Origin of the sequence: Methylotenera oryzisoli, assembly GCF_004661485.1 — a bacterium.
Classification (GTDB): Bacteria; Pseudomonadota; Gammaproteobacteria; order Burkholderiales; family Methylophilaceae; genus Methylotenera; species Methylotenera oryzisoli.
The window spans coordinates 122,296-144,956 of record NZ_PQVH01000005.1 but is presented as its reverse complement, the minus strand read 5'-3'; the positions used below and the strand labels follow the sequence as shown (position 1 = coordinate 144,956).

At 46.5% G+C, this 22,661-nt stretch carries 16 protein-coding genes and 1 tRNA gene; 6 read left to right on the top strand and 11 right to left on the bottom strand.

Annotated features, from left to right (window positions below; translation table 11 throughout):
* Window positions 1–58 precede the first annotated feature (58 nt).
* From C3Y98_RS02950 to pqqA, 3 genes are all read left to right on the top strand, one after another.
* On the top strand, window positions 59–2,023 hold the full coding sequence (locus C3Y98_RS02950; protein WP_135276620.1) for an LTA synthase family protein: 1,965 nt from the start codon (window positions 59–61) through the stop codon (window positions 2,021–2,023).
* 6 nt (window positions 2,024–2,029) lie between these two features.
* The gene (locus C3Y98_RS02945) at window positions 2,030–4,288 is read left to right on the top strand and encodes a lipopolysaccharide kinase InaA family protein (RefSeq protein ID WP_135276619.1); all 2,259 of its coding nucleotides are present in this window, start codon (window positions 2,030–2,032) and stop codon (window positions 4,286–4,288) included.
* A 159-nt stretch (window positions 4,289–4,447) separates the two neighbouring features.
* Entirely contained in the window at window positions 4,448–4,519 is a 72-nt protein-coding gene (gene pqqA, locus C3Y98_RS12875) for a pyrroloquinoline quinone precursor peptide PqqA (protein WP_012777389.1), read from the top strand.
* A 166-nt stretch (window positions 4,520–4,685) separates the two neighbouring features.
* Here the strand turns inward: pqqA and mltA are convergent, their stop codons facing one another.
* The 4 genes from mltA to thiS all read right to left on the bottom strand — a co-directional run bounded on the left by mltA (window position 4,686) and on the right by thiS (window position 7,611).
* Complete coding sequence (mltA, locus tag C3Y98_RS02935; protein WP_135276618.1) at window positions 4,686–5,963, bottom strand: murein transglycosylase A; 1,278 nt, start codon at window positions 5,961–5,963, stop codon at window positions 4,686–4,688.
* Window positions 5,964–6,022: 59 nt separating this feature from the next.
* Window positions 6,023–6,406 carry a Co2+/Mg2+ efflux protein ApaG gene (apaG, locus tag C3Y98_RS02930; protein WP_135276617.1) on the bottom strand — a complete coding sequence of 128 codons (384 nt, stop codon included), beginning with the start codon at window positions 6,404–6,406 and terminating at the stop codon, window positions 6,023–6,025.
* Window positions 6,407–6,558: 152 nt separating this feature from the next.
* Window positions 6,559–7,362, bottom strand: a complete 804-nt coding sequence (locus C3Y98_RS02925; protein ID WP_036301263.1) for a thiazole synthase — start codon at window positions 7,360–7,362, stop codon at window positions 6,559–6,561.
* Window positions 7,363–7,407: 45 nt separating this feature from the next.
* Entirely contained in the window at window positions 7,408–7,611 is a 204-nt protein-coding gene (thiS, locus tag C3Y98_RS02920) for a sulfur carrier protein ThiS (protein ID WP_135276616.1), read from the bottom strand.
* Window positions 7,612–8,061: 450 nt separating this feature from the next.
* Between thiS and C3Y98_RS02915 the strand changes: the two genes are divergently transcribed.
* On the top strand, window positions 8,062–8,802 hold the full coding sequence (locus C3Y98_RS02915; protein ID WP_135276615.1) for a dienelactone hydrolase family protein: 741 nt from the start codon (window positions 8,062–8,064) through the stop codon (window positions 8,800–8,802).
* Between the two features lie 107 nt (window positions 8,803–8,909).
* Here C3Y98_RS02915 and hemE read toward each other — a convergent pair whose 3' ends face one another.
* From hemE to C3Y98_RS02880, 7 genes are all read right to left on the bottom strand, one after another.
* Window positions 8,910–9,974: a uroporphyrinogen decarboxylase gene (gene hemE / locus C3Y98_RS02910; RefSeq protein ID WP_135276614.1), complete on the bottom strand. Its 1,065-nt coding sequence runs from the start codon at window positions 9,972–9,974 to the stop codon at window positions 8,910–8,912.
* Window positions 9,975–10,055: 81 nt separating this feature from the next.
* On the bottom strand, window positions 10,056–11,483 hold the full coding sequence (locus tag C3Y98_RS02905) for a glutamate synthase subunit beta (RefSeq protein WP_135276613.1): 1,428 nt from the start codon (window positions 11,481–11,483) through the stop codon (window positions 10,056–10,058).
* A 56-nt stretch (window positions 11,484–11,539) separates the two neighbouring features.
* A complete protein-coding gene (locus C3Y98_RS02900) occupies window positions 11,540–16,231 on the bottom strand; it encodes a glutamate synthase-related protein (protein WP_135276612.1) in 4,692 nt (1,563 codons plus the stop codon).
* A 148-nt stretch (window positions 16,232–16,379) separates the two neighbouring features.
* Window positions 16,380–17,669, bottom strand: a complete 1,290-nt coding sequence (gene hemL, locus C3Y98_RS02895; protein ID WP_135276611.1) for a glutamate-1-semialdehyde 2,1-aminomutase — start codon at window positions 17,667–17,669, stop codon at window positions 16,380–16,382.
* A complete protein-coding gene (gene thiE / locus C3Y98_RS02890; RefSeq protein WP_135276610.1) occupies window positions 17,666–18,286 on the bottom strand; it encodes a thiamine phosphate synthase in 621 nt (206 codons plus the stop codon). The genes hemL and thiE overlap by 4 nt, the downstream gene beginning before the upstream one ends.
* 13 nt (window positions 18,287–18,299) lie before the next feature.
* A complete protein-coding gene (gene thiD, locus C3Y98_RS02885; protein WP_135276609.1) occupies window positions 18,300–19,160 on the bottom strand; it encodes a bifunctional hydroxymethylpyrimidine kinase/phosphomethylpyrimidine kinase in 861 nt (286 codons plus the stop codon).
* A 25-nt stretch (window positions 19,161–19,185) separates the two neighbouring features.
* Window positions 19,186–19,259 (bottom strand) — tRNA-Gly (locus tag C3Y98_RS02880).
* 435 nt (window positions 19,260–19,694) lie between these two features.
* Between C3Y98_RS02880 and C3Y98_RS02875 the strand changes: the two genes are divergently transcribed.
* Both C3Y98_RS02875 and C3Y98_RS02870 read left to right on the top strand, forming a co-directional pair.
* Window positions 19,695–20,984: a transporter gene (locus C3Y98_RS02875; protein ID WP_245234298.1), complete on the top strand. Its 1,290-nt coding sequence runs from the start codon at window positions 19,695–19,697 to the stop codon at window positions 20,982–20,984.
* A 276-nt stretch (window positions 20,985–21,260) separates the two neighbouring features.
* Window positions 21,261–22,646 (top strand): sigma-54 dependent transcriptional regulator, encoded by a 1,386-nt coding sequence (locus C3Y98_RS02870; protein ID WP_245234297.1) that lies wholly within the window; start codon window positions 21,261–21,263, stop codon window positions 22,644–22,646.
* Window positions 22,647–22,661: the final 15 nt, after the last annotated feature.

Sequence of the window (22,661 nt, the reverse complement as noted above, 5' to 3'; positions counted from 1 at the left end):
AGGCATAAAAATATCTTTAACCTTATAATAGCAAAACTATTTTATTGTCTGCACGCTCATGCCTTTAATCAAAAAACTACACCTATCCATCTGGAAGCTTTCTTCTAAATTAGGCCCGTTTGCACCATTGATTGCCATGCTCATCTTGGGTTTGGCAATTTTGTCTGCAAGTCGCTTGGGGCTGGTTTTATGGAAATTTGAGCGCGTCACGAGCACAGGTAAGCTAGCGGAAATTTTGCTGCAAGGCATACGTGTAGATATGATTCAGCTCTGCTTGGTTGCTTTTATACCATTACTACTCTCGCCTATATTGGCAACGCAGCGACTGTTCAAGGTTTGGCAAAAATTCAGCTATGTTTGGGTAAGCATTGCACTGGTGCTGCTTGTGTTTTTAGAAGCCGCTACGCCCGGCTTTATTAGTGAATATGATGTACGCCCTAACCGAATTTTTGTGGAATACCTTAAATACCCACACGAAGTATTTAGCATGCTTTGGGGCGGCTTTAAGCTGGAAATCTTTAGCGCATTAGGTGCAGTGGCATTAGCCGTATGGTTAGTGCGTAAATTTATGCGCCCGTGGCTCACTATGTCATCTGGCTGGTCTAATACAAGAGTCTGGCTGGTGTGGCCGCTTATCGTGATTTTAGCGGCTCTGGGTATACGCTCCACTTTAGGTCACCGTCCTGCCAACCCAGCCTTGTTTGCTATCACGGCAGATAATATGGTCAACAGCCTGGTCCTTAACTCTGGCTACTCCGTGATTTATGCCACTTACAATTTAATGAAAGAAACTAAGTCTAGCGACATCTACGGCAAAATGCCGCGTGAAGAAATATTCAGCATCACCGGCGCTAAAGATACAGATATTCCGACACTCACCACGCTACACCCTAGCCAAAAACGTGACAAACCACTGAATCTGGTGATTATTTTGCAGGAAAGCCTGGGCGCGACCTTTGTAGAGTCATTAGGCGGCGTTCCGGTCACGCCCAACTTAGAAAGACTGAAAGAACAAGGCATCTGGTTTGAACAACTGTACGCAACCGGCACCCGTTCCGTACGCGGTATTGAGGCTGTCGTTACCGGCTTCCAGCCTACCCCGGCGGATAGCACGGTCAAACTGTCAAAATCACAAAAGAACTTTTTCAGCATTGCCGCATTATTAGAAAAACAAGGCTATAACACCGAATTTATCTACGGTGGTGAGTCACATTTTGACAATATGCGCAGCTTTTTCTTAGGCAATGGCTTTAATCATATTGTGGATCAAAAGGATTATAAAAACCCTGTGTTTTCTGGCAGTTGGGGGGTTTCAGACGAAGACCTACTGAATAAAACACACGAACAGCTCATGGCGCACCACAATGCTGGCAAACCATTTTTCACGCTGGCGTTCTCATCTTCTAACCACGCTCCATTCGAGTTTCCGGATGGGCGCATTGAGTTGTATGAACAACCTAAAAGTACAGACAACAATGCAGTGAAATACGCAGACTACGCCATAGGTGAGTTTTTCAAAAAGGCACAGCAAAGCCCTTATTGGAAAGATACGGTATTTCTGGTGGTAGCGGACCACGACATCCGCGTGCGTGGTGAAGCCTTGGTGCCGATTACCCACTTCCATATCCCTGCACTTATTTTAGGTGCAGACATCAAGCCGCAACGCTATACCGGTCTGGCCAGCCAGCTAGACTTACCCGTTACCATACTGTCACTGATGGGCATACAAGGCGCACACCCCATGACTGGACGTGATTTATCCAGCCTGGCTGCCGACACCCCAGGACGAGCCATGATGCAATACAACGACAATTATGGTTGGATGGAAGAAAGCCAGCTAGGTAAACAGGTAGTGGTATTGCGCTCCGGTAAAGTGCCAGCGCACGGCACGTATGACACAAAGACTAAGCGCATGACTGAAGTCGCGCCACCGGCAAATGCCAAAGAGCTTGAGCAGCGCGCTTTGGCCAACGTATTGCTGCCAGACTTACTATATAACGAACAGCGTTACCATTTACCTTAAACATTAATGAACAATTCAACTAAACAACGTAGCATGCTGACCTGGTCTATTATCAGAAAAGGTCTGGCCTACATTTTAAGCGGCAGAATGCGTCAAAAAGACGCGCACCTGCCTGTTAATCAGCATCAGGTGCCAGCGAACTTTATCGGGGTTTGTGTCGCTTCTGCCGCTGACCCTGCTATGGATGACTACGTTATCTCCGAACTACTGGCATTAGGCATTAAACAAGTACGCCTTGATTTCACTTATGGTGATTTGGAGAGTTTTAACGCGCGCTTTTTGCAACGCTTAATTAACGATGGGTTTCACGTCACTTTGCACTTGATACAGCCATTCCGCAATGCCAAAAACATGGAGAGTAAAGCGGAGCAGGCAGCATGGCAAATCTTCCTAGATAACGTAATCAGCCGCTTCGGTAGCCAGATTACGCGCATAGAGATCGGCAACACCATCAATAGAAAACGCTGGACCGGCTATACGCCTGATGGCTTTATCGCAGCATGGAACATTGCTTATACCAGCATTAAACAGCACCATATTGAACTAGCCGGCCCTAATGTCACCGACTTTGAGCCTATCTACAACATCGGCATATTAAGCCAGCTCAAAGCCCGACAACAATTACCTGATGTGCACAGCAACAATCTATTTTCAGAACGTGTTTCTGAGCCTGAGCGCTTTGACCACCGCATCTTGAAATACCGCTGGGCCACCATCTTTAAATACAATCTGGTCAAAAAAGCGCGCCTGCTCAAAAAAGTTGGTACTGATTTTGGCATTAAACGTTTTATTTCACCGGTGGCATTTTGGGCAATTTATCGTATCCAACGCCTACTGCCAGATGGTGAGCAAAAACAGGCAGACTATGCTGCACGTTATATGATCCTGAATGCAGCCTCTGGCGCACTAGACCAAGCGTTTTGGGGGGCTTTTATCTGCCACCGCGAAGGCCTGATTGATGATGGCCTGTTGGATGCAGAATACCCTGCGCTGGAGCGCGTTACCCACTATGCCAGCGTAGATGGCAACGTAAATAACTTCTGGCGCCATGCCAGTTTTCACGCCATCAAAACCGTGACAGCCATGATTCAAGGTGCGAAATACATCAAGGCTATCTCCAGTGCTAACGGGCTGGAGATTCATCACTTCCAGACCAATGAGTATGACATCCACGCACTATGGACCATCAATGGCAAAGTGGCCTTGCTGCAAGATATTTATGAAGCAGCTGATATCAGCACCGGTGAAATCATCCACCGTGATGGTCACCCATTAACGCTAGCAAGCCACATTGTTTGCGAGTCACCAATCTATATACGCTGGCCCAAAAACCACACGGTTAACATCAAAGAAAGCTGTGGCCTTGCACAAGACTTGGCTATACATGCGCATATTGCAGCGCTGCAATACTTCCCATTCCGCCAAGGTCAATGGTTTGGCATGATATTGGCCCGTAATGCCGAGGAAGCTTTGCTGATTGGTGAACAGTTACACCCCAGCAACCTGATTAGCCCGCAAAAAGCCAGCGCCTTGCGCCATGCACGCAATGCAATATGGGCGTTACCAGACCCACGCAACGCGCAAGCGCAAGTCACCGTCAAGCAACCGATTAAGATGTACCCGCACAAGGCATTTTTGGATAGATTCAAACCAAGCAAAGCCAAACGCAGTTGGAATGGCGCTGTTGAGTTATTAAGACGCGGCATCAGCACTGCGCACCCGGTTGCTTTTTTCGAGCAGACGGGCGATAAAACGCTCAAACAGAATTTTTATATCTGCGACTACGTGAAAGCCGATTGCTCAGTAGGGGAAATGTTCGTACATTTTGCCAAAGGTAATAAAGAGTTTCATTTTGCCGACAAAGACTATGCAATCCGTGCAGAGGACGCGTATACCCAGTTAGCGCAATACCTGCACCGCATGCATCAAACCGGCACTTTCTTCAGAGATTTATCCGGTGGCAATGTATTGGTGCAGCTACAAAGTAACCGCCAACTCGCATTCTCATTGATTGATACCGCACGCGCGCATTTTTATACACACCCAACTGCAATGAAGTATCGCATTTCAGACTTAGCCAGAGTTTGTAACAAGCTACATTGGGCTGGGCGTGAACGCTTTATGGGCTTGTATCTCGCCAATATCGGCAGGAAACTTACCCTGCAGATCAAACTATCGCTCTATTTATATGACTTTAAAGTGGCATTTAAGCGAAAGTTTGGGCGCAAAGGCATTAAGAAATTAAAACAGAAATTTAAAAAGTAAACCCTGCCGGACAAACAAAGCCGCTTCTAATGATTTTCACTAGCCTGCTTTAATGAACAAGGTCATGCTACAAAGTCAGGCTAGCCGTAATATCTCTATCACGTAATGCAATTGTAATTAAGCAAATGCGGGACGAATTTATATAAAAGGAGAATTACTATGTGGACAACACCAGCTGCTACTGAAATGCGTTTCGGTTTTGAAGTTACAATGTACGTAATGAACAAGTAATATCTTACGTATAAATAAAAAGGGTGCTGATGGCACCCTTTTTATTTGTCTATATCATCTAGAAGCTTCGATGTACTACTTCACCTCGAGCTACATTTACACCCTAGTGGCTAAATAGCTACAAAAGCGCATGCACTTAAACCCGCCTCAGATATCTTACCCTCTGTTATTGAGCTTTAATCACAAATCCTTTAGGTAAAAACACCCAGATCTTACCGGTTTGCTTCATTGCGCCAGCTTTAGCACCAGCGGTAGCCCCTGCCCCCCAGAAGAAGTCTGCACGGACACCGCCTTTAATTGCGCCACCTGTATCCTGCGCCATCATCAAACGTTTTAACGGTTTACTGGTATTCGGCTCTGTTGTTGATAAAAACACCGGAGCACCTAACGGCACAAACTTAGGGTCAACTGCCACACTACGCTCTGCCAAAATGGGCACACCCAACGCGCCTAAAGGCCCGGGCAAGCCTGCTGGCAGCTCTCTAAAGAATACATAGCTAGGGTTCTGATTCAATAACTCGCGTAGCTTATCTAAGTTATTGCGTGCCCAGTTCTTGATGCCCTGCATAGAAGCTTGAGCCAGCGTCAGCTCACCGCGCTCGATTAGCAGACGACCTATCGAGTTATAGGTATGACCATTCTGATCCGCGTAACCTACGTGTATTTGCTCGCCAGTATCTAGCTGCACCAAGCCTGATCCCTGAATTTGCAAAAAGAAGACATCGATAATGTCATCAATATATACAAACTCGCGACCCTTCACTGGCGAGGCCTCCACTTCAATCTCGGCGCGATTGTAGTAAGGCACCAGTTTATTACCGACTAAGCGGCCACGCACACGCTTGTATTTCAACTCAGGAAACAAACTATCCAGCTCTACCGTAATCAAGTCATCCGGCGCGCTATACAATGGGTTAGGGTACTTGGCAGACTTGGTGCGGCTACCTTTTAGCAAAGGTTCATAATAACCAGTAATCAGGCCTTGCTCTGAACCATCCAGATTGCTCGCCTTATATACTGAGAAATACTCCTGGAAATAACCCAGCACTGCCTGCGTTTGCGGCTTACTTGCTGTGTCATTATTGAGCTTTTGTGCAGCGCTGCAGGCGTTTTTCCACATCGGCTTATTCACCAGAGTAGAGCAGCTTTGCATCCATGCTGGCCAAGCCAGGCTGAGGTTATCCAGTTGCAAGCCATCTATGTCGCTCCAATCTGCTGTTTGCAGCAAACTATAATCTGGCAGCTTCGCCATTTGCTTTTGCTGCTCAGCCGTAGCCTCAGCAGGCTTGCTACCTGCTGGCACTTGTACCGGTGCACCAGTAGCGCAATCGCATTTTGCCTGCGGCGGAGCAGGGGCTGTCACCGGTTTAATATTGTTGTTTGCACATGCTGCTACAAGCAGAGTGAGCGTTACAAGCAATGTATTCTGTGCGATTTTTTTCATTTTTATCACAAGTCTAGTGTGGAATGTTAATACTGAAATGAGCACGGCTTAGCCGTTATTTAGTGCAGGATTCTGGGCATCGCCAGTGCAAAAGGAGCAATGACTGCATCAAATTGCGTACCGTCCTCCGCCACCATTTGATAAGCACCATGCATCTCGCCCATGGGCGTGTTAATCAAGGTACCGCTTGTATATTCATAATGCTCGGCAGGTTTGAGCAAAGGTTGCGCGCCTACTACGCCCAAGCCTCTAATCTCCTTGCGTTCGCCGTTGGCCTCAGTGATCACCCAATGACGGCTAATCAACTGCGCAGCGACATTACCGGTATTAATGATGGTCACATGGTATGCAAACGCATATTGATTATGCTCAATATCCGACTGCTCAGCGATAAAAGTAACCTCTACTTTTACCGTGCATTCATAATGTTTATCGCTGCTCATCTCGCGTTCAATACCTAACCGACAGTGCAAAAGTAATAAAATTCATAAGCTAACCTGTACGCTTTCATCAGCGCGCATACTGCAACGGCATGCAACTGCGCACATCTATTGCACTAAAATACGCCGGCGCGCCAGATTTAAGCGTGTATAGCTTATTTCGAGATCAAGCCCGTAGTTGGTGAGCTAGGACTGGCTGAGTACAATTTTTTAGGCATACGGCCAGCCAAGTAGGCTTCACGGCCAGCTTCAACTGCTTTTTTCATAGCACTAGCCATTAATACGGGGTTGTTAGCCGCGGCAATTGCGGTATTCATCAATACACCCTGACAGCCAAGCTCCATTGCAATTGCAGCATCTGACGCTGTACCCACACCGGCATCTACCAATACTGGGATTTTTGCATTTTCGATGATAATTTGCAGGTTCCACGGGTTTAATATGCCCATACCTGAACCGATGAGTGATGCCAACGGCATCACGGCGCAACAGCCAATCTCTTCCAGCTGTTTTGCGATAATCGGGTCATCAGAGCAATACACCATTACTTCAAATCCATCTTTGACTAAAGTCTTGGCTGCAGCCAGTGTTTCAGTCATATTCGGGTATAAAGTGTTAGGGTCACCTAGCACCTCTAGCTTCACCAATTGATGACCATCTAATAACTCACGTGCCAGGCGTAATGTACGCACGGCCTCATCCGCAGAATAACAGCCGGCGGTATTCGGCAAATAAGTAAACTCTTCAGGCGGCAAAAAGTCCAAAAGTGAGGGCTCACCTGCGGTTTGACCAATGTTGGTACGACGAATCGCCACGGTAATAATTTCTGCGCCGCTGGCATCAATCGCTGCACGGGTTTCTGCAAAGTCTTTATATTTACCAGTGCCCACCAACAAGCGTGATTGATAGGTCTTATTTGCTATTTTCAATAAATCTGACAACTTATTATCCTTCATCATTAATTAATCGCGATTTTACAATCGTGAGTCTATTCAACGTACTGACTAGCCGCCACCGACTGCGCCGACTATCTCTAATTTGTCGCCATCCGACAGCTTGGTATGTTCAAATTGGCTACGCGGTACAATTTCGCCATTGAGTTCTATTGCCAAGCGTTTTCCTACTAATTCGAGCTGCTCTACCAGCTGTGCGGTATTCATCTGCGCAAGTTCAAAACTGCGCGCTTTTCCATTTATTGTAAGTTGCATAGAAATTGCCATGTGATTAAATCAGGAAACCATATACGTCTGGACAAACTCACCAGATAGGAACTCACCTGATCTTGTATGAACAAGCGTGATTTGTTTATACAAATAGATTCGAAACAACATTTTACGGAAGTTTTAGCACTCTTAGCAAACCTTAATTTAGGTAAATATGTAATAAACGACTAAGCTAACAAATCGCTGCGTTACACGGCACGTACTGCCTCAGCATATAGACCCTGCGGACATGGACTTACGATGACACTTCATCTCACTCGCTCATTGATTTCGTGCTGCCACTTAGCTAAAGGTGATTTTTGGCTGAGCGGCTTATTTATCGCAGAAAATGCCAGATTTTCCTGCTGTTAAGTCCCACTTATCCCACAAAAAACACGTGTAGCGTTGTACAATATCTCGAGTTTTTTATTTGAAAAGTCTATTCAGAGAGCTATCATGAACATTCAAAGTAACATTGCTGACCTTAACACACCAACTGGGGTTATGCGCACTTATATTCACCGCCCAACAGGCGATGGAAAGTATCCTACTGTTTTATTCTATTCAGAGATTTTTCAGCAAACCGGCCCAATCGAGCGTGCCGCTAAAATCATTGCCAGCCATGGCTACGCGGTATTAGTTCCTGAGGTATTTCACGAACTTAACCCAATTGGCACTGTATTGGGCTATGACGATGCAGGCCGTGATAAAGGCAATGCCGACAAATCTGCAAAAGATGTTGAAGGCTACGACACAGACAACGCTGCCATGATTGCTTTTGTGAAACAACAAGCTTGGTATAACGGCAACATTGGCGCAATGGGCTTCTGCATCGGCGGTCATTTAGCTTTCCGTGCTGCATTACAGCCAGAAATCAAAGGCACTGCGTGTTTCTATGCAACAGACCTACACACACAAGTGATTCCTAACAAACCTGGCCAGCACAGCATGGAGCGCCTGAGCGACATTACAGGTGAGCTATTGATGATCTGGGGTAAACAAGACCCACATATCCCTGCAGCAGGCCGTGCAGACGTGTATAAAAAGCTAGGTGATACTAATATCACATTCACATGGCATGAGTTTAATGCCCAACATGCATTTATGCGTGATGAAGGTGAGCGTTATGATGCGCAAACTGCAATGATTGGTTACCAATTGGCACTGAATCTGTTTAGCCGCACTTTGCATCAATAAACCTTACAGCATCGCTATTCATTAGCGAATACGTACAAAAAAGCCTGATCTATTGATCAGGCTTTTTTAATATCGTTTACCCAGCTCATTGCGGATAAAACGGTAAATTACACATGGTATTGCTGACTATGTGCCCTGATGGCAGTAAGCATCGCTGCTGCGTTTTCTGGCGGCGTCCATTGCGTGATGCCATGACCTAAATTAAATACGTGGCCATGTCCTTTACCGTAGCTTGCAAGCACACTGATCACTTCTTTTTCAATGGCTTCTGGTGTTGATAGCAAAATAGCAGGGTCTAAGTTACCTTGCAGCGCTACTTTATCGCCCACTCGTTGACGTGCGCTGCCGATATCTACCGTCCAATCCAAGCCCAATGCATCTGAGCCAATTCCAGCCTGCGCTTCTAGCCATAAACCGCCACCTTTGGTGAATACGATACTTGGCACTTTACGGCCATCATTGGTTTTAATTAAACCATTCACAATTTTTTGCATGTAATTGAGTGAAAACTCAGTATAGGCATTGTGTGACAAGGCACCACCCCATGAGTCAAAAATCATCACAGCCTGTGCGCCTGCCATAATCTGTGCGTTCAGATATTGAATCACGGTCTGCGCAGTGGTTTCTAAAATATGGTGCAATAAATCCGGGCGAGCGTACGCCATTTTCTTAGTGGTTAAGAAGTCGGTACCGCCTTTGCCTTCCACCATGTATGTGGCTAGCGTCCACGGGCTGCCTGAAAAGCCAATTAAAGGTACGCGGCCATCCAATGCCTGACGGATACTGCTCACCGCATCAAACACATACTGTAGCTTTGCCATGTCTGGCACCACTAGCTTTTGAATATCAGCCTCTTGCTGCAAGGTGCGCTCAAACTTAGGACCTTCGCCTTCTTCAAAATACAAACCCAAGCCCATGGCATCTGGCACCGTGAGAATGTCTGAAAACAGAATCGCCGCGTCTAGCAGTGGATAGCGGTCCAAAGGTTGCAGTGTGACATCGGTTGCAAATTGTGCATTTTTGCAAAGCTGTAAAAAGCTGCCCGCGGTTTTACGACTCTCACGATATTCAGGTAAGTAGCGTCCTGCTTGGCGCATCATCCACACTGGCGTGTAATCCGTTGGTTGGCGCATCAGTGCTTTTAAGAATGTGTCGTTTTTTAATTGATTCATTTGGTTACCTAAATAAAAAAGGACACAAAGTGGTTTTACTTTGCATCCTTTATTTTTACATTGTCATACTGTAGCGTTAACTTAACGTGGCAATACTGATGAGCCCATCAAAAATTCATCAACTGCACGTGCTGCCTGACGACCCTCGCGGATGGCCCAAACCACTAAAGACTGACCGCGGCGTACATCACCAGCCGCGAATACTTTATCTTTGTTAGTTTTGTAACTTGCGTCGCCTTCAGTCGCTGCTTTAGCATTGCCGCGGTTGTCTTTCTCCACGCCAAACGCTTCTAGCAACTTCTGAATTGGTGACACAAAGCCCATTGCCAAGAACACTAAATCTGCCGGAATTGTAAATTCAGAGCCAGCGATTTCAGACATTTTTCCGTCTTTCCATTCCACACGAGCGCCTTTCAATGCCACCACTTTACCGTTTTCGCCAATCAACTCTTTAGTGGTGATGGACCAGTCACGGTTAGCGCCTTCTTCATGTGAGCTTGAAGTGCGTAGTTTCAGTGGCCAGTTAGGCCATACCAGCTCTTTGTTCTCTTTCTCAGGCGGTTGTGGCATTAACTCAAACTGCGTAATGCTTAATGCGCCATGACGGTTTGAGGTACCCACACAGTCAGAACCTGTATCGCCGCCACCAATCACAATCACGTGCTTACCTGTAGCTTTAATTTGGTCAGGGATAGTATCACCAGCCACTACTTTGTTTTGCGGTGTTAAAAAGTCCATCGCAAAATGTACGCCATCCAACTCACGGCCGGTTACTGGCAAGTCACGTGGCTGTTCTGCACCTGCTGCCAATACCACAGCATCAAACTCCGCGACCAAATCGTCGGCATTTACGTTTTCACCAACATGTTGATTAACGCGGAACTCAACGCCTTCCACTTCCATTTGCGCCATACGGCGGTCAATGTGGGACTTTTCCATTTTGAAGTCAGGAATACCGTAACGCAACAAACCACCGATACGGCTATTTTTTTCCAATACAACAACACTGTGACCAGCACGCGCCAATTGTTGCGCAGCAGCCAAACCAGCAGGGCCAGAACCTACCACAGCCACTTTTTTACCGGTTTTATTCGGGTTTACTTGTGGTTGTACCCAGTCGTTTTCCCAAGCTTTATCAATAATCGCATGCTCAATTGATTTAATACCAACCGCATCCGCATTGATGTTCAACGTACATGCAGCCTCACACGGAGCAGGACAGATACGACCTGTGAACTCTGGGAAGTTATTGGTTGAATGTAGTACATCAATTGCGCTACGCCAGTCTTGGTGATACACCAAATCATTCCAGTCAGGAATGATATTGTTGATCGGACAACCCGTTGTACAAAATGGAATACCACAGTCCATACAGCGTGCACCTTGCTGTTTAGCTTGGTCATCTGTTAAATGCAGTACAAATTCTTTGTAATTCTTAACGCGATCCTGTACAGGCAAATTTGCCTCTGACAGACGTTCAAATTCCATAAATCCCGTTACTTTACCCATACTATAAGGCCTTTTCCCAAAAGAGTCTCTTTACTTGTTTCATATTAAAAGCGACTCTAGGCCGCTACTAGCGCTTTATCTTCAGCCAATTCAATCAAGGCGCGCTTATATTCATTTGGCATCACTTTAACAAACTTAGCACGTGCATTATCCCAATCAGCAAGCAGCGCTTTAGCTCGCTCACTGCCAGTGTATTCAGCATGCTTGTTGATTAATGCAAGCAATGTTACTTCGTCAGGTTGATTCAAGTGGTGCACCGCATCAGCAGCTACATTGTCAACGTGCTCTACTTTTTCTAAAGACACCATGCCCATATTGCAGCGTTTTGCAAACAAGCCGTCTTCATCATAGACATAAGCCACGCCGCCACTCATGCCTGCAGCAAAGTTTTGACCAGTCACGCCTAACACTACAACAGTACCGCCTGTCATGTATTCGCAACCGTGGTTACCAACACCTTCAACCACTGCAGTAGCGCCTGAGTTACGCACACAGAAACGTTCACCTGCTACGCCGCTGAAATAGCTTTCACCGGTAGTTGCACCAAACATCACCGTGTTACCCACAATAATGTTCTCGTGCGAAATGCCACGGAATGTTTTTGGCGGTTTAATCACAATACGGCCGCCGCATAGACCTTTACCTACATAGTCATTGCCTTCGCCTGTAAGGTCAAAAGTAATGCCTTTAGCCAAGAATGCAGCAAAGCTTTGGCCAGAAGTGCCAGTGAAGTTCACATGGATGGTGTCATGCGGTAAACCAGCGTTACCATAACGTGTAGCCACTTGGTTAGACAGCATAGTACCCACGGTACGGTTAGTGTTGGTGATTGCAATATCCAACACTACTTTCTCACCTTTTTCCAGTGCCGGAGTTGCTAGTGTTACTAGCTTGTTATCTAGTGCATTCACCAAGCCATGGTCTTGCACGTCATTATTTTTACGTGACACACTAGCTGGCATATCTGGTTGATGGAATACTTTGCTGAAATCTAAGCCGCTGATTTTCCAGTGGTCAATACCTGCTTGCATATCCAATAAATCTGGGCGGCCAATTAGGTCGTCAAACTTAGCGATACCCATAGAAGCCATTAATTCACGCACTTCTTCAGCAACAAAGAAGAAGTAGTTCACTACGTGCTCAGGTTGACCTGTGAAACGTTTACGCAATTCCGGGTCTTGTGTAGCTACACCCACTGGGCAAGTGTTCAAATGACACTTACGCATCATGATACAGCCTTCAACCACGAGCGGTGCTGTCGCGAAACCAAACTCATCTGCACCTAATAAGGCACCGATTACTACATCACGACCCGTTTTCATTTGGCCGTCAACCTGCACCACCACACGGCCGCGCAATTGGTTCAATACCAAGGTTTGTTGAGTCTCAGATAGACCTAGCTCCCACGGCGCACCTGCGTGCTTAATAGAAGAAATCGGTGATGCACCGGTACCGCCATCATGACCTGCGATCACGATATGGTCAGATTTTGCTTTTGCCACGCCGGCAGCAACCGTACCTACGCCAGTTTCAGATACTAACTTCACTGAAATAGAAGCTTTAGGGTTAGCATTTTTCAAATCATGAATCAGCTGCGCCAAGTCTTCAATTGAGTAAATGTCATGGTGCGGAGGAGGCGAAATTAAGCCTACACCTGGCACAGAGAAACGCAATTTAGCGATGTACTCTGATACTTTATGGCCAGGTAATTGACCGCCTTCGCCTGGTTTTGCACCTTGTGCCATTTTAATTTGGATTTGGTCGGCATTCGCCAAGTACTCAGCAGTCACACCGAAACGGCCTGATGCCACTTGCTTAATGCTAGAACGCATTGAGTCGCCAGCTTTTAGATTGATATTGCTCTCAATCAGCTTGCTGCCCAACACATCTGCCATGGTGGTTGCGTTAGCCACAGGGATAAAGCGTTTAGCGTCTTCACCACCTTCACCAGTATTAGATTTACCGCCAATACGGTTCATGGCAATCGCTAAAGTCGCATGTGCTTCTGTTGAGATTGAACCCAATGACATCGCACCTGTTGCAAAACGTTTAACGATTTCTTTCGCAGGCTCTACTGAGTCTAGCGGAATCGCAGCAGCCGCGGGTTTAATCTCGAACAAACCACGTAGTGTCATATGACGGCGTGATTGATCGTTAATTAACTTAGCGTACTCTTTGTAGGTATCATATTGACCAGTTCGTGTTGCATTTTGCAATTTAGCTACTGATTCTGGCGTCCAGGTATGCTCTTCACCGCGCACACGATAGGCATACTCGCCGCCAGCTTCAAGATGGTTTGCTAACACTGGGTCTGTACCAAAAGCTGCCGTGTGTAAACGCACCGCTTCTTCAGACACTTGATCTAAGCCGATACCTTCAATATTAGTCACGGTGCCAGTAAAGTACTGTTCAACGAACTCACTGTTTAAGCCAATCGCTTCAAAAATCTGCGCGCCACAGTAAGACTGGTAAGTAGAAATACCCATTTTAGACATGACTTTGTACAAGCCTTTGCTTACGGCTTTCACAAAGTTCTTATTGGCTCTGTAGCTATCAGTTGCCAAATCTTTGATTGTCTCAAAGGTGAGCCATGGACAGACAGCCTCTGCACCGTAACCAGCCAACAATGCAAAGTGATGCACTTCGCGAGCTGAGCCAGTGTCAACCACCAAGCCAGTGCTGGTTCTTAGGCCTGCTTTTACCAAATGCTCGTGCGTTGCAGAACATGCCAATAGTGCAGGAATCGCCACGCGGTCTGCGCTCACATTGCGGTCAGATAAAATTAAGATATTAAAACCATTTTGCACGGCATCAGACGCTGCTTTAGTGATGCTGGCAACTGCGGCGGCCATGCCAGCTTTACCTTGTGCTACTGGGTAAGTAATGTCCAATACCAATGATTTATATTGGTTTTGCGTCAGGGTAGCAATCGCTTTCAATTGCTCTAGCTCATCCAGCATCAACACTGGCTGGCTCGCCTCTAAACGCATTGGCGGCGTAGTTTCATCTAAACCCAACAAGTTTGGTTTAGGGCCGATAAATGTAATCAATGACATCACTAACTCTTCGCGAATCGGGTCGATTGGCGGGTTAGTCACTTGTGCGAACAATTGCTTGAAGTAGTTGTACAGGACTTTAGGCTTAGCAGACAACACTGGCAATGCAGCATCGTTACCCATAGAGCCTGAACCCTCTTCACCGCTTTGAATCATAGGCTGCAAGATAAACTTGATGTCTTCTTGTGTGTAGCCAAATGCCTGTTGTGTATCTAACAAATCAGCCGCCAGCTCTAGCTCGCCATGTACTTTTGGCATATCGCTCAAGAAGTAGCGTGATTTCTCAATCCACTGTTTATATGGCTTAGCTGTTGCCAACTGATGCTTCACTTCAGCATCATCAATAATACGGCCTTGCTCCATATCGATCAGCAACATTTTGCCTGGTTGCAAGCGCCATTTTTTAACGATTTTCTCTTGCGGGAATGTCAACACACCCATTTCAGACGCCATCATCACGATGTCATCATCGGTTACCAAGTAACGTGCTGGACGCAAGCCATTACGGTCTAGCGTAGCGCCAACCATACGACCATCAGTAAACGCTACCGCTGCTGGGCCATCCCATGGCTCCATCAATGCAGCGTGGTACTCGTAGAACGCGCGGCGCTCTTCATCCATCAATGGATTGCCTGACCATGCTTCTGGAATCAACATCATCATGGCGTGCGGCAAGCTGTAGCCACCCGCAACCAACAATTCTAGACAGTTATCAAAACATGCAGAGTCTGACTGGCCTTCAGCGATTAATGGCCATAGTTTTTCTAAATCTTCGCCAATCACGGTTGAGCGCATCGCTTCGTGACGCGCTGCCATCCAGTTGACGTTACCTTGCACGGTATTGATTTCACCATTGTGCGCAATCATGCGGAACGGGTGCGCTAAATCCCATGCTGGGAAAGTATTGGTAGAGAAACGTTGATGCACTAAAGCTAGTGCTGACACTACGCTTTCATCGTTTAGATCTTGGTAGTAAATACCCACTTCATTGGCAAGCAACATGCCTTTATAAACGATCGTGCGTGATGACAATGAAGGCATATAGAACGCCGCATTATCCGTTAATTCTAGCGCACGTACCGCATGCTCAATGCGCTTACGAATCACGAACAGTTTACGCTCGAACACGTTTTGGTCAGCAGTAGTGGTAGCGATAAATACCTGACGCATGGTCGGCTCTACATCGCGTGCCGCTTGTGCAATATTGCTGTTATCGACCGGCACATCACGCCAGCCTAGCAAGGTTTGATTTTCTTCTGCGATGATTTGTGTGAATAGGGCTTCACAGGCAGCGCGATTATTTGCAGCTTGCGGTAAAAATACATTACCCACCGCATATTGGCCTGCTGCAGGCAATTCAATACCAAGCTTAGCAGCTTCTTTGCGCATGAATGCATCAGGCATTTGCATCAGCAAGCCAGCGCCATCACCCAATTTAGGGTCGTAGCCGGTAGCGCCACGGTGCGTTAGGTTGGTTAAAAGCTCCAAACCTTTTTGCACGATATCGTGACTTTTTTTGCCTTTAATATGCGCTACAAAACCAACACCACAAGCATCGCGCTCGTTAGAAGGTCTGTATAAACCTTGTTTTGCTGGTCGTCCTGAGTACAGGTCAGGATTAACTGAAGCTACATCATCGTGTGCAGCCAGTGCGTTTTCAGAACCAATTTGCTTACTTAAATCTGTTGCCATATTATCTAATCACAAAACATTTAGCGGAACCTTCAATATTACCGCTAAATGCCTATGAGTTCAATAAGATAGGACTGAAAGATAAATATTTTTTTATCAGCAAGCTTTAAAACAAGTGAATTAGGCAAAGCAAGCTTTGCCTCGACCACTATTGAGCGGCAATCGCCGAAAATGCTTTTTTAGCGGCAGCTAAAGTAAATTCAATATCATCATCTGTATGCGCCGCCGATACGAAGCCAGCCTCAAATGCAGATGGACCCAAATAAATACCGGCATCCAACATGCTGTGGAAAAATTGATTGAAGTTTTCCTTATTGGTCTGCATCACTTCAGCAAAACTGGTAGGGCATTGCTCGCTGAAATACAAACCAAACATACCGCCCACGCTTTGCGCACTAAATACAACGCCAGCTTCTTTTGCCGCCGCAACCAAGCCATCCACCAGCTTTTTAGTTTTTGCAGTGAGTTTGGCATGAAACTCCGGCGCTTGAATCAACTTCAAGGTTTCCAAACCAGCAGTCACTGCTACCGGATTGCCAGACAGGGTGCCAGCCTGATACACCGCACCTAATGGCGCCAAACATTGCATAATATCTTTACGGCCACCAAAGGCGCCCACTGGCAAGCCGCCACCAATCACCTTACCTAAAGTCGTCATATCAGGCTTAATGCCATACAACGCCTGCGCACCACCCAGATGCACACGGAAACCAGTCATCACCTCATCAAAAATCAGCACCGCACCATGCTGAGTGCAGAGATCACGCAAGGTTTGCAGAAACTCCATATGCGGCACCACTAGGTTCATATTGCCAACCACAGGCTCAATAATCACACAGGCGATTTCATCGCCCGCTTTTGCAAACAAGTCTTTTAATTGCTGCGTGTTGTTGTACTCAAGTGTTAACGTATGTGCGGCCACTTCCGCAGGCACACCCGCTGAACTAGGCTCGCCAAACGTGAGCAAACCAGAGCCAGCTTTTACTAATAAAGCATCTGAGTGCCCATGGTAGCAACCTTCAAACTTCACCAGCTTATTGCGGCCAGTAAACCCACGCGCCACACGAATCGCGCTCATGGTGGCTTCTGTACCGCTGCTCACCAAACGCACTTGCTCCATGCTCGGCACTAGTTTGTTGATCAGCACCGCCATTTCCAGCTCTAAGCCGGTAGGCGCACCAAATGACAAGCTGTTGGCTGCCACTGCCTGCACTGCACCTATCACATCCGGATGTGCGTGACCAACAATCATCGGCCCCCAAGAGTTAATGTAGTCAATATACTCCTTACCATCGACATCCCACAGCTTAGAGCCCAGGCCTTTTTTGAAAAATATAGGGGTACCGCCTACGCTGCGGAACGCACGCACCGGAGAATTGACGCCACCAGGAATAAGTTGTTGTGATTTTTCAAAAAGGGCTTGATTAGATGAGGTCATGATTGAAATAGCTTTGTAAATTGTTGAGAGGTTAATTTTACGTCATCTGCATTAAAAATTGCATTGATGACCGCTATGGAGTTAGCGCCAGCAGCAATTGCTAACGGTGCATTTTCTAGTGTAATGCCGCCAATAGCGACAGCGGGCACCTTAAGCTCTGCTCTTGCCTGCGTGAATAAATGTAAGCCGGCTACCGGCGCATTGGGCTTAGTACTGGAAGCAAAGCAAGCGCCAAACGCCACATAATCTGCGCCTAACTGCTGCGCAGAAACAGCTAAATCAAACCGGTTATAGCAAGATGCACCCAAGAGCTTATTACTTCCTAATCTAGCCCTGGCCTCAGCTAAATTACCGTCATCTGCGCCCAAATGCACACCGTCGGCATCTAAGGTAAGGCAAAGCTTGATGGAGTCATTGATAATAAACGGCACATGGTATTGACGGCACAGAGGTAGCAAGGCGCGTGCTTGCTGCGTTTGCAACTTATGATTAGCCAGCTTGTTGCGATACTGTAAAACACCTATACCACCCTGCAGCGCAGCCTCCACCTTGGCAAGCAAGACATCGGTATCCTGCTCATCCGGCGTAATTGCGTAAAGCCCTTTAATTGCCCACATGCGAAACTGGCACCTAATGCGTTTTTACACTGCCATCACCGCTATTGATAGCAGGATCTTCTTCGTCCCGCGCCCAGAACATGCGGTCTGGAATATATTGGCCCATGCCTGGCCTGAAACCGTTTTTAAGGGTTTGCCATGTGTACTCCTGTGCTTCCAGCACGGCATCTTCAATGCTGAGGCCATGCGCCATGCACGCAGCAATCGCACTGGTCAGGGTACAACCGGAGCCATGGTAACTACCGGGCAAACGCTCCCATTTATAGGCTTTAATTAGCTTATCTTCACCATATAGCGTATTGGTCACCTCTGTAGTGCGCTCATGCGTGCCTGTAATCAGCACATATTCACTACCCATTGCCAACAAACGTGCCGCGCTTTCATCCAAAGAGGTCAGACCTACCTCTTCCGCCTCATCTGCAAACGCAAAACGGCGCGCCTCTAAACTATTAGGAGTAATCAGTGTGGCCTGTGGGAATAACAGCTCCACCATGGCTTCCATCATTTCATCATTGCTTAAATCATCGCCACGGCCAGAAGTTAAGATAGGGTCTATCAGCAAAGGGATGTCCGGGTAATCTGCCATGATTTCAGCAATCACTGCGATATTCTCAACCGACCCCAGCAAACCCAATTTAAAGGCAGATACCTGCACATCTTCTAAAATAGCGCGCGCCTGATCATTCACCCAGTCCGGGTCCATCGCCAGCACGCCATCGACACCCACAGTATCTTGCGCAGTGATGGCCGTCACCACAGATAAAGGATGGCAGCCAATACTGGCAAACGTGAGGATATCTGCCTGTAGCCCAGCACCGCTACTGGGGTCTGTACCTGCGAATGTCAAAACTGATGGAGGTGCTTGGTTGGCCATAATATTGTCGCTAATTGCTATAAGGTGGAGCGGGTGACGGGAATCGAACCCGCGTATCGAGCTTGGGAAGCTAGCGTTCTACCATTGAACTACACCCGCAAAAAAACTACTCTAGTATCGTGCTAACAGCACTAACCTGCTGGTATATTTTACCACCAATCACGCTAGCGCTAAACCTAGCAATCCAGTTATCTCACTTTAAACACCCTCGTGTTTACTTAAAACAGATTAATGCTGGCTATATCAATGCAATTAGCATTAAATATCAATACCCAACATTTCAATAACACCATAGACAAACTATTGACTACAAAGGCTAATTGTATTGCATAATGCAATTAACATTGTTATGCATGTGGTTTATTGTCGCACCTTCAATATGCCCATCATCAACGCAAGCATTCAGTACTAAAATATAAGCACTGATTTCATTCATCGTAAAAGTGCAAAACGGTTATTACTTAGCAATATTTTTTTGAACCACGGGTACAGCAGTAGCGGTAATGATTTATTTTGAGGAGACTGATAATGGTCATGAGGACATATAAATTAAAAGCAATTACATTAGCAATAAGTGCATTTTTATCAACTAATGCGTGGTCGGGCGAGGCAACTGCTGGCGCGCAAGATGTAGAGCAATTACGCAAAGAGCTAGGCGAACTGAATAGCCGCTATCAAGCACAAGGCGCCGCGCTACAGGCCTTGGCACAACGACTGCAACAGCTTGAAAACTCCGGGCAAGCGCAAGCCAGACCGATGCACGCCGTGAATAAAAAATTCGTAGTTGCTGATACGGATGCTGCTCCGAGCACAAGTAGTGATCGAACGCCCGCCTTAGAAGCCAATGAACCGGTAATCAAAGAAGCGCCGGCATCACGTAGTGCTGAAGCAGTTTATCGCGAACAGCACGCTTTATTTAACAAAACATTTACTTTAGAAGCTGGCGTTAGCTACAGCCACACTGACCGCCGCCAATTAACACTGGAAGGCTTTTTGGCACTGGATGCCATTTTTCTTGGTAATATCAACCTTGATCGCATTCAATCTGACATCACCCAATTTGACCTCACTGGTCGCTACAGTGTGACTGATCGCCTGCAATTCGACCTTAATGCACCTTTTCTGTATCGTTCATCAACCTATGAATCTGGTGGCGCGGCTGGCGGCAGCGCCTCAACACTTAGTGAGCGCGACATCAGCAATGCTGGCTTAGGTGATGTAAGTGCTGGCGCTTACTACCGCTTATTCCCAGAAACACCTACAAGCCCTGATGTCGTATGGAACGTACGGGTAAAAGCGCCGACAGGTAAAGACCCTTATGGCATTAAGCTTAGAACAGACCCAAGCAACAGCAATCTGGTTGTTCCTGACGACCTGCCTACAGGTAATGGCGTATGGACATTATCTTCCGGCCTAACTTTTGTTAAAACCGTAGATCCAGCGATTCTATTTGCCAACATTAGCTACGCACACAACTTCGCCAGAAAATTTGATGATATTAGCAGCCAGCCAAATGTAAGAACCTCTGGTGAAATTGATTTAGGCGACGCTTATCAATTAGGTGGTGGCTTGGCTTTTGCGCTAAACGAACGCATGAGCATGAGTATGTCTTACGCGCATCGTTTTACACAAAAGTCCAAAGTTAGAGCAGATGGGCAAAGCTGGACTAGCGTTATTGGTAGCGACTCAAGCTCTGGTTCACTTAACTTTGGTGTGACTTATGCCATGACAGACCATTTATCAATGGTAGCCAATGTGGGTGTAGGGGTAACACCTGATGCACCGGATGTAACAGTAGGCATGAAGTTCCCGTACAGCTTCTAGAATGAGCCCTTTGTAATACTTCACCTAGTAACTACCGATTTTATTATCAGTAGTTACTAGGCAAGCCACCCACCGTCCATATCAATCATCTAGCAAATGCTGATCAAAGTTTAATTGATTGCCTCTAACTTACTAAGGTGTCGCCCTTAGTTTCAAATCTAGTGAATCCATATACGATGCAAGTTCTTTGTAAAGCTTCACTTAAGGTGGCTTAAACGCCTCAGTATCACCATTCAACATGCCTGATATTGGATAAACCGTGGCGCTACCGATAAGATGCAAAACGGAAATCCAATCATGCATGAAATTGAATACCGTAATCTGCTTTACTTTAATACTTCGTGTTCACCCCCAGTCTTGGTGGATGAAATCAATGATGCTGGCTGGAACCTAAGGCTAGCCCACGATGTGCAAAGTGCTCAAAACATACTGCTTAAATACACTCCTAGTGTTGCCATCGCCCAGTTTGACGACACAAGCGGTCGCCTCTCCGTGCCTATTGAGAATTTTTTTAGGAACGTAGATCAGGTAGAGTGGGTTGCGCTCATCCCCAAGAACGCCATGAGCAATCACCATATCAAACAAATTATTAGTGAGTCCTTCTACGACTTTCATACACTGCCCCCAGATACAGAAAAACTACTCGCAACGCTAGGTCATGCAGAGGGCATGGCGCTGATGAAACGAGACAACCCAGCCTCACGGCAATTGCCGTTGCCATTGCAACCCAGTGAAGATGAAATGGTGGGTGCCAGCCCGCAGATGCTAGATTTATTTAAAAATATTCGCAAGGTGGCCAGTGTGGATGCCCCTGTGCTGATTACCGGCGAGAGCGGCACGGGCAAAGAGCTTGCCGCACTAGCGCTACATGAACGCTCTGCTCGGCATAACAAGCCATTTGTTGCGGTGAACTGTGGCTCACTACCCAACGGGTTGATTCAATCGGAGCTATTTGGCCATGAGAAGGGCGCGTTTACTGGGGCTAGTCAGCGCAAAATAGGCCGTATTGAAACCGCATCAGGTGGCACTATTTTTCTGGATGAAATTGGTGATTTACCGCTGGAATTACAAGTGAATCTTTTGCGCTTTCTACAAGAAAAAACCATAGAACGCTTAGGCAGTACGGAGAAAATCCATGTTGATGTACGCGTGCTTGCTGCGACACATGTTGACCTAGAGGCTGCAATAAAAGATGGGCGATTTAGAGAAGATTTATATTATCGACTGCATGTATTAAAAATTAAAATACCGGCGCTACGCGATAGAAAAGGGGATATTGAAGTGCTTGCCAAATACTTTTTTAATAAGTTCTTTAACGAAAAAAGGCGTAACGTCAAAGGGTTTGCACCATCAGCCTTGCAGCTGATGAATCACTATGATTGGCCTGGCAATGTAAGAGAGCTTATCAGCCGAGTTAGGCGAGCTATGGTGATGTGTGAAAGGCGTCTTATCACCCCAGAGGACTTAGATCTTGACCGCAGGAATGGTGAACGCCAAGTAACTACGCTGGAGTCGGCTAGAAACAGTGCTGAAATGGAAGCGATTCGTAACGCTTTGCATAAAAATAATAACAATCTAGCACTTACATCACGCATGCTTGGCGTATCTCGTGCTACCTTATACAGACTAATGGAGAAGTACAGCCTCATGCCTAAACCTTGAAAAATAGCCATTAGC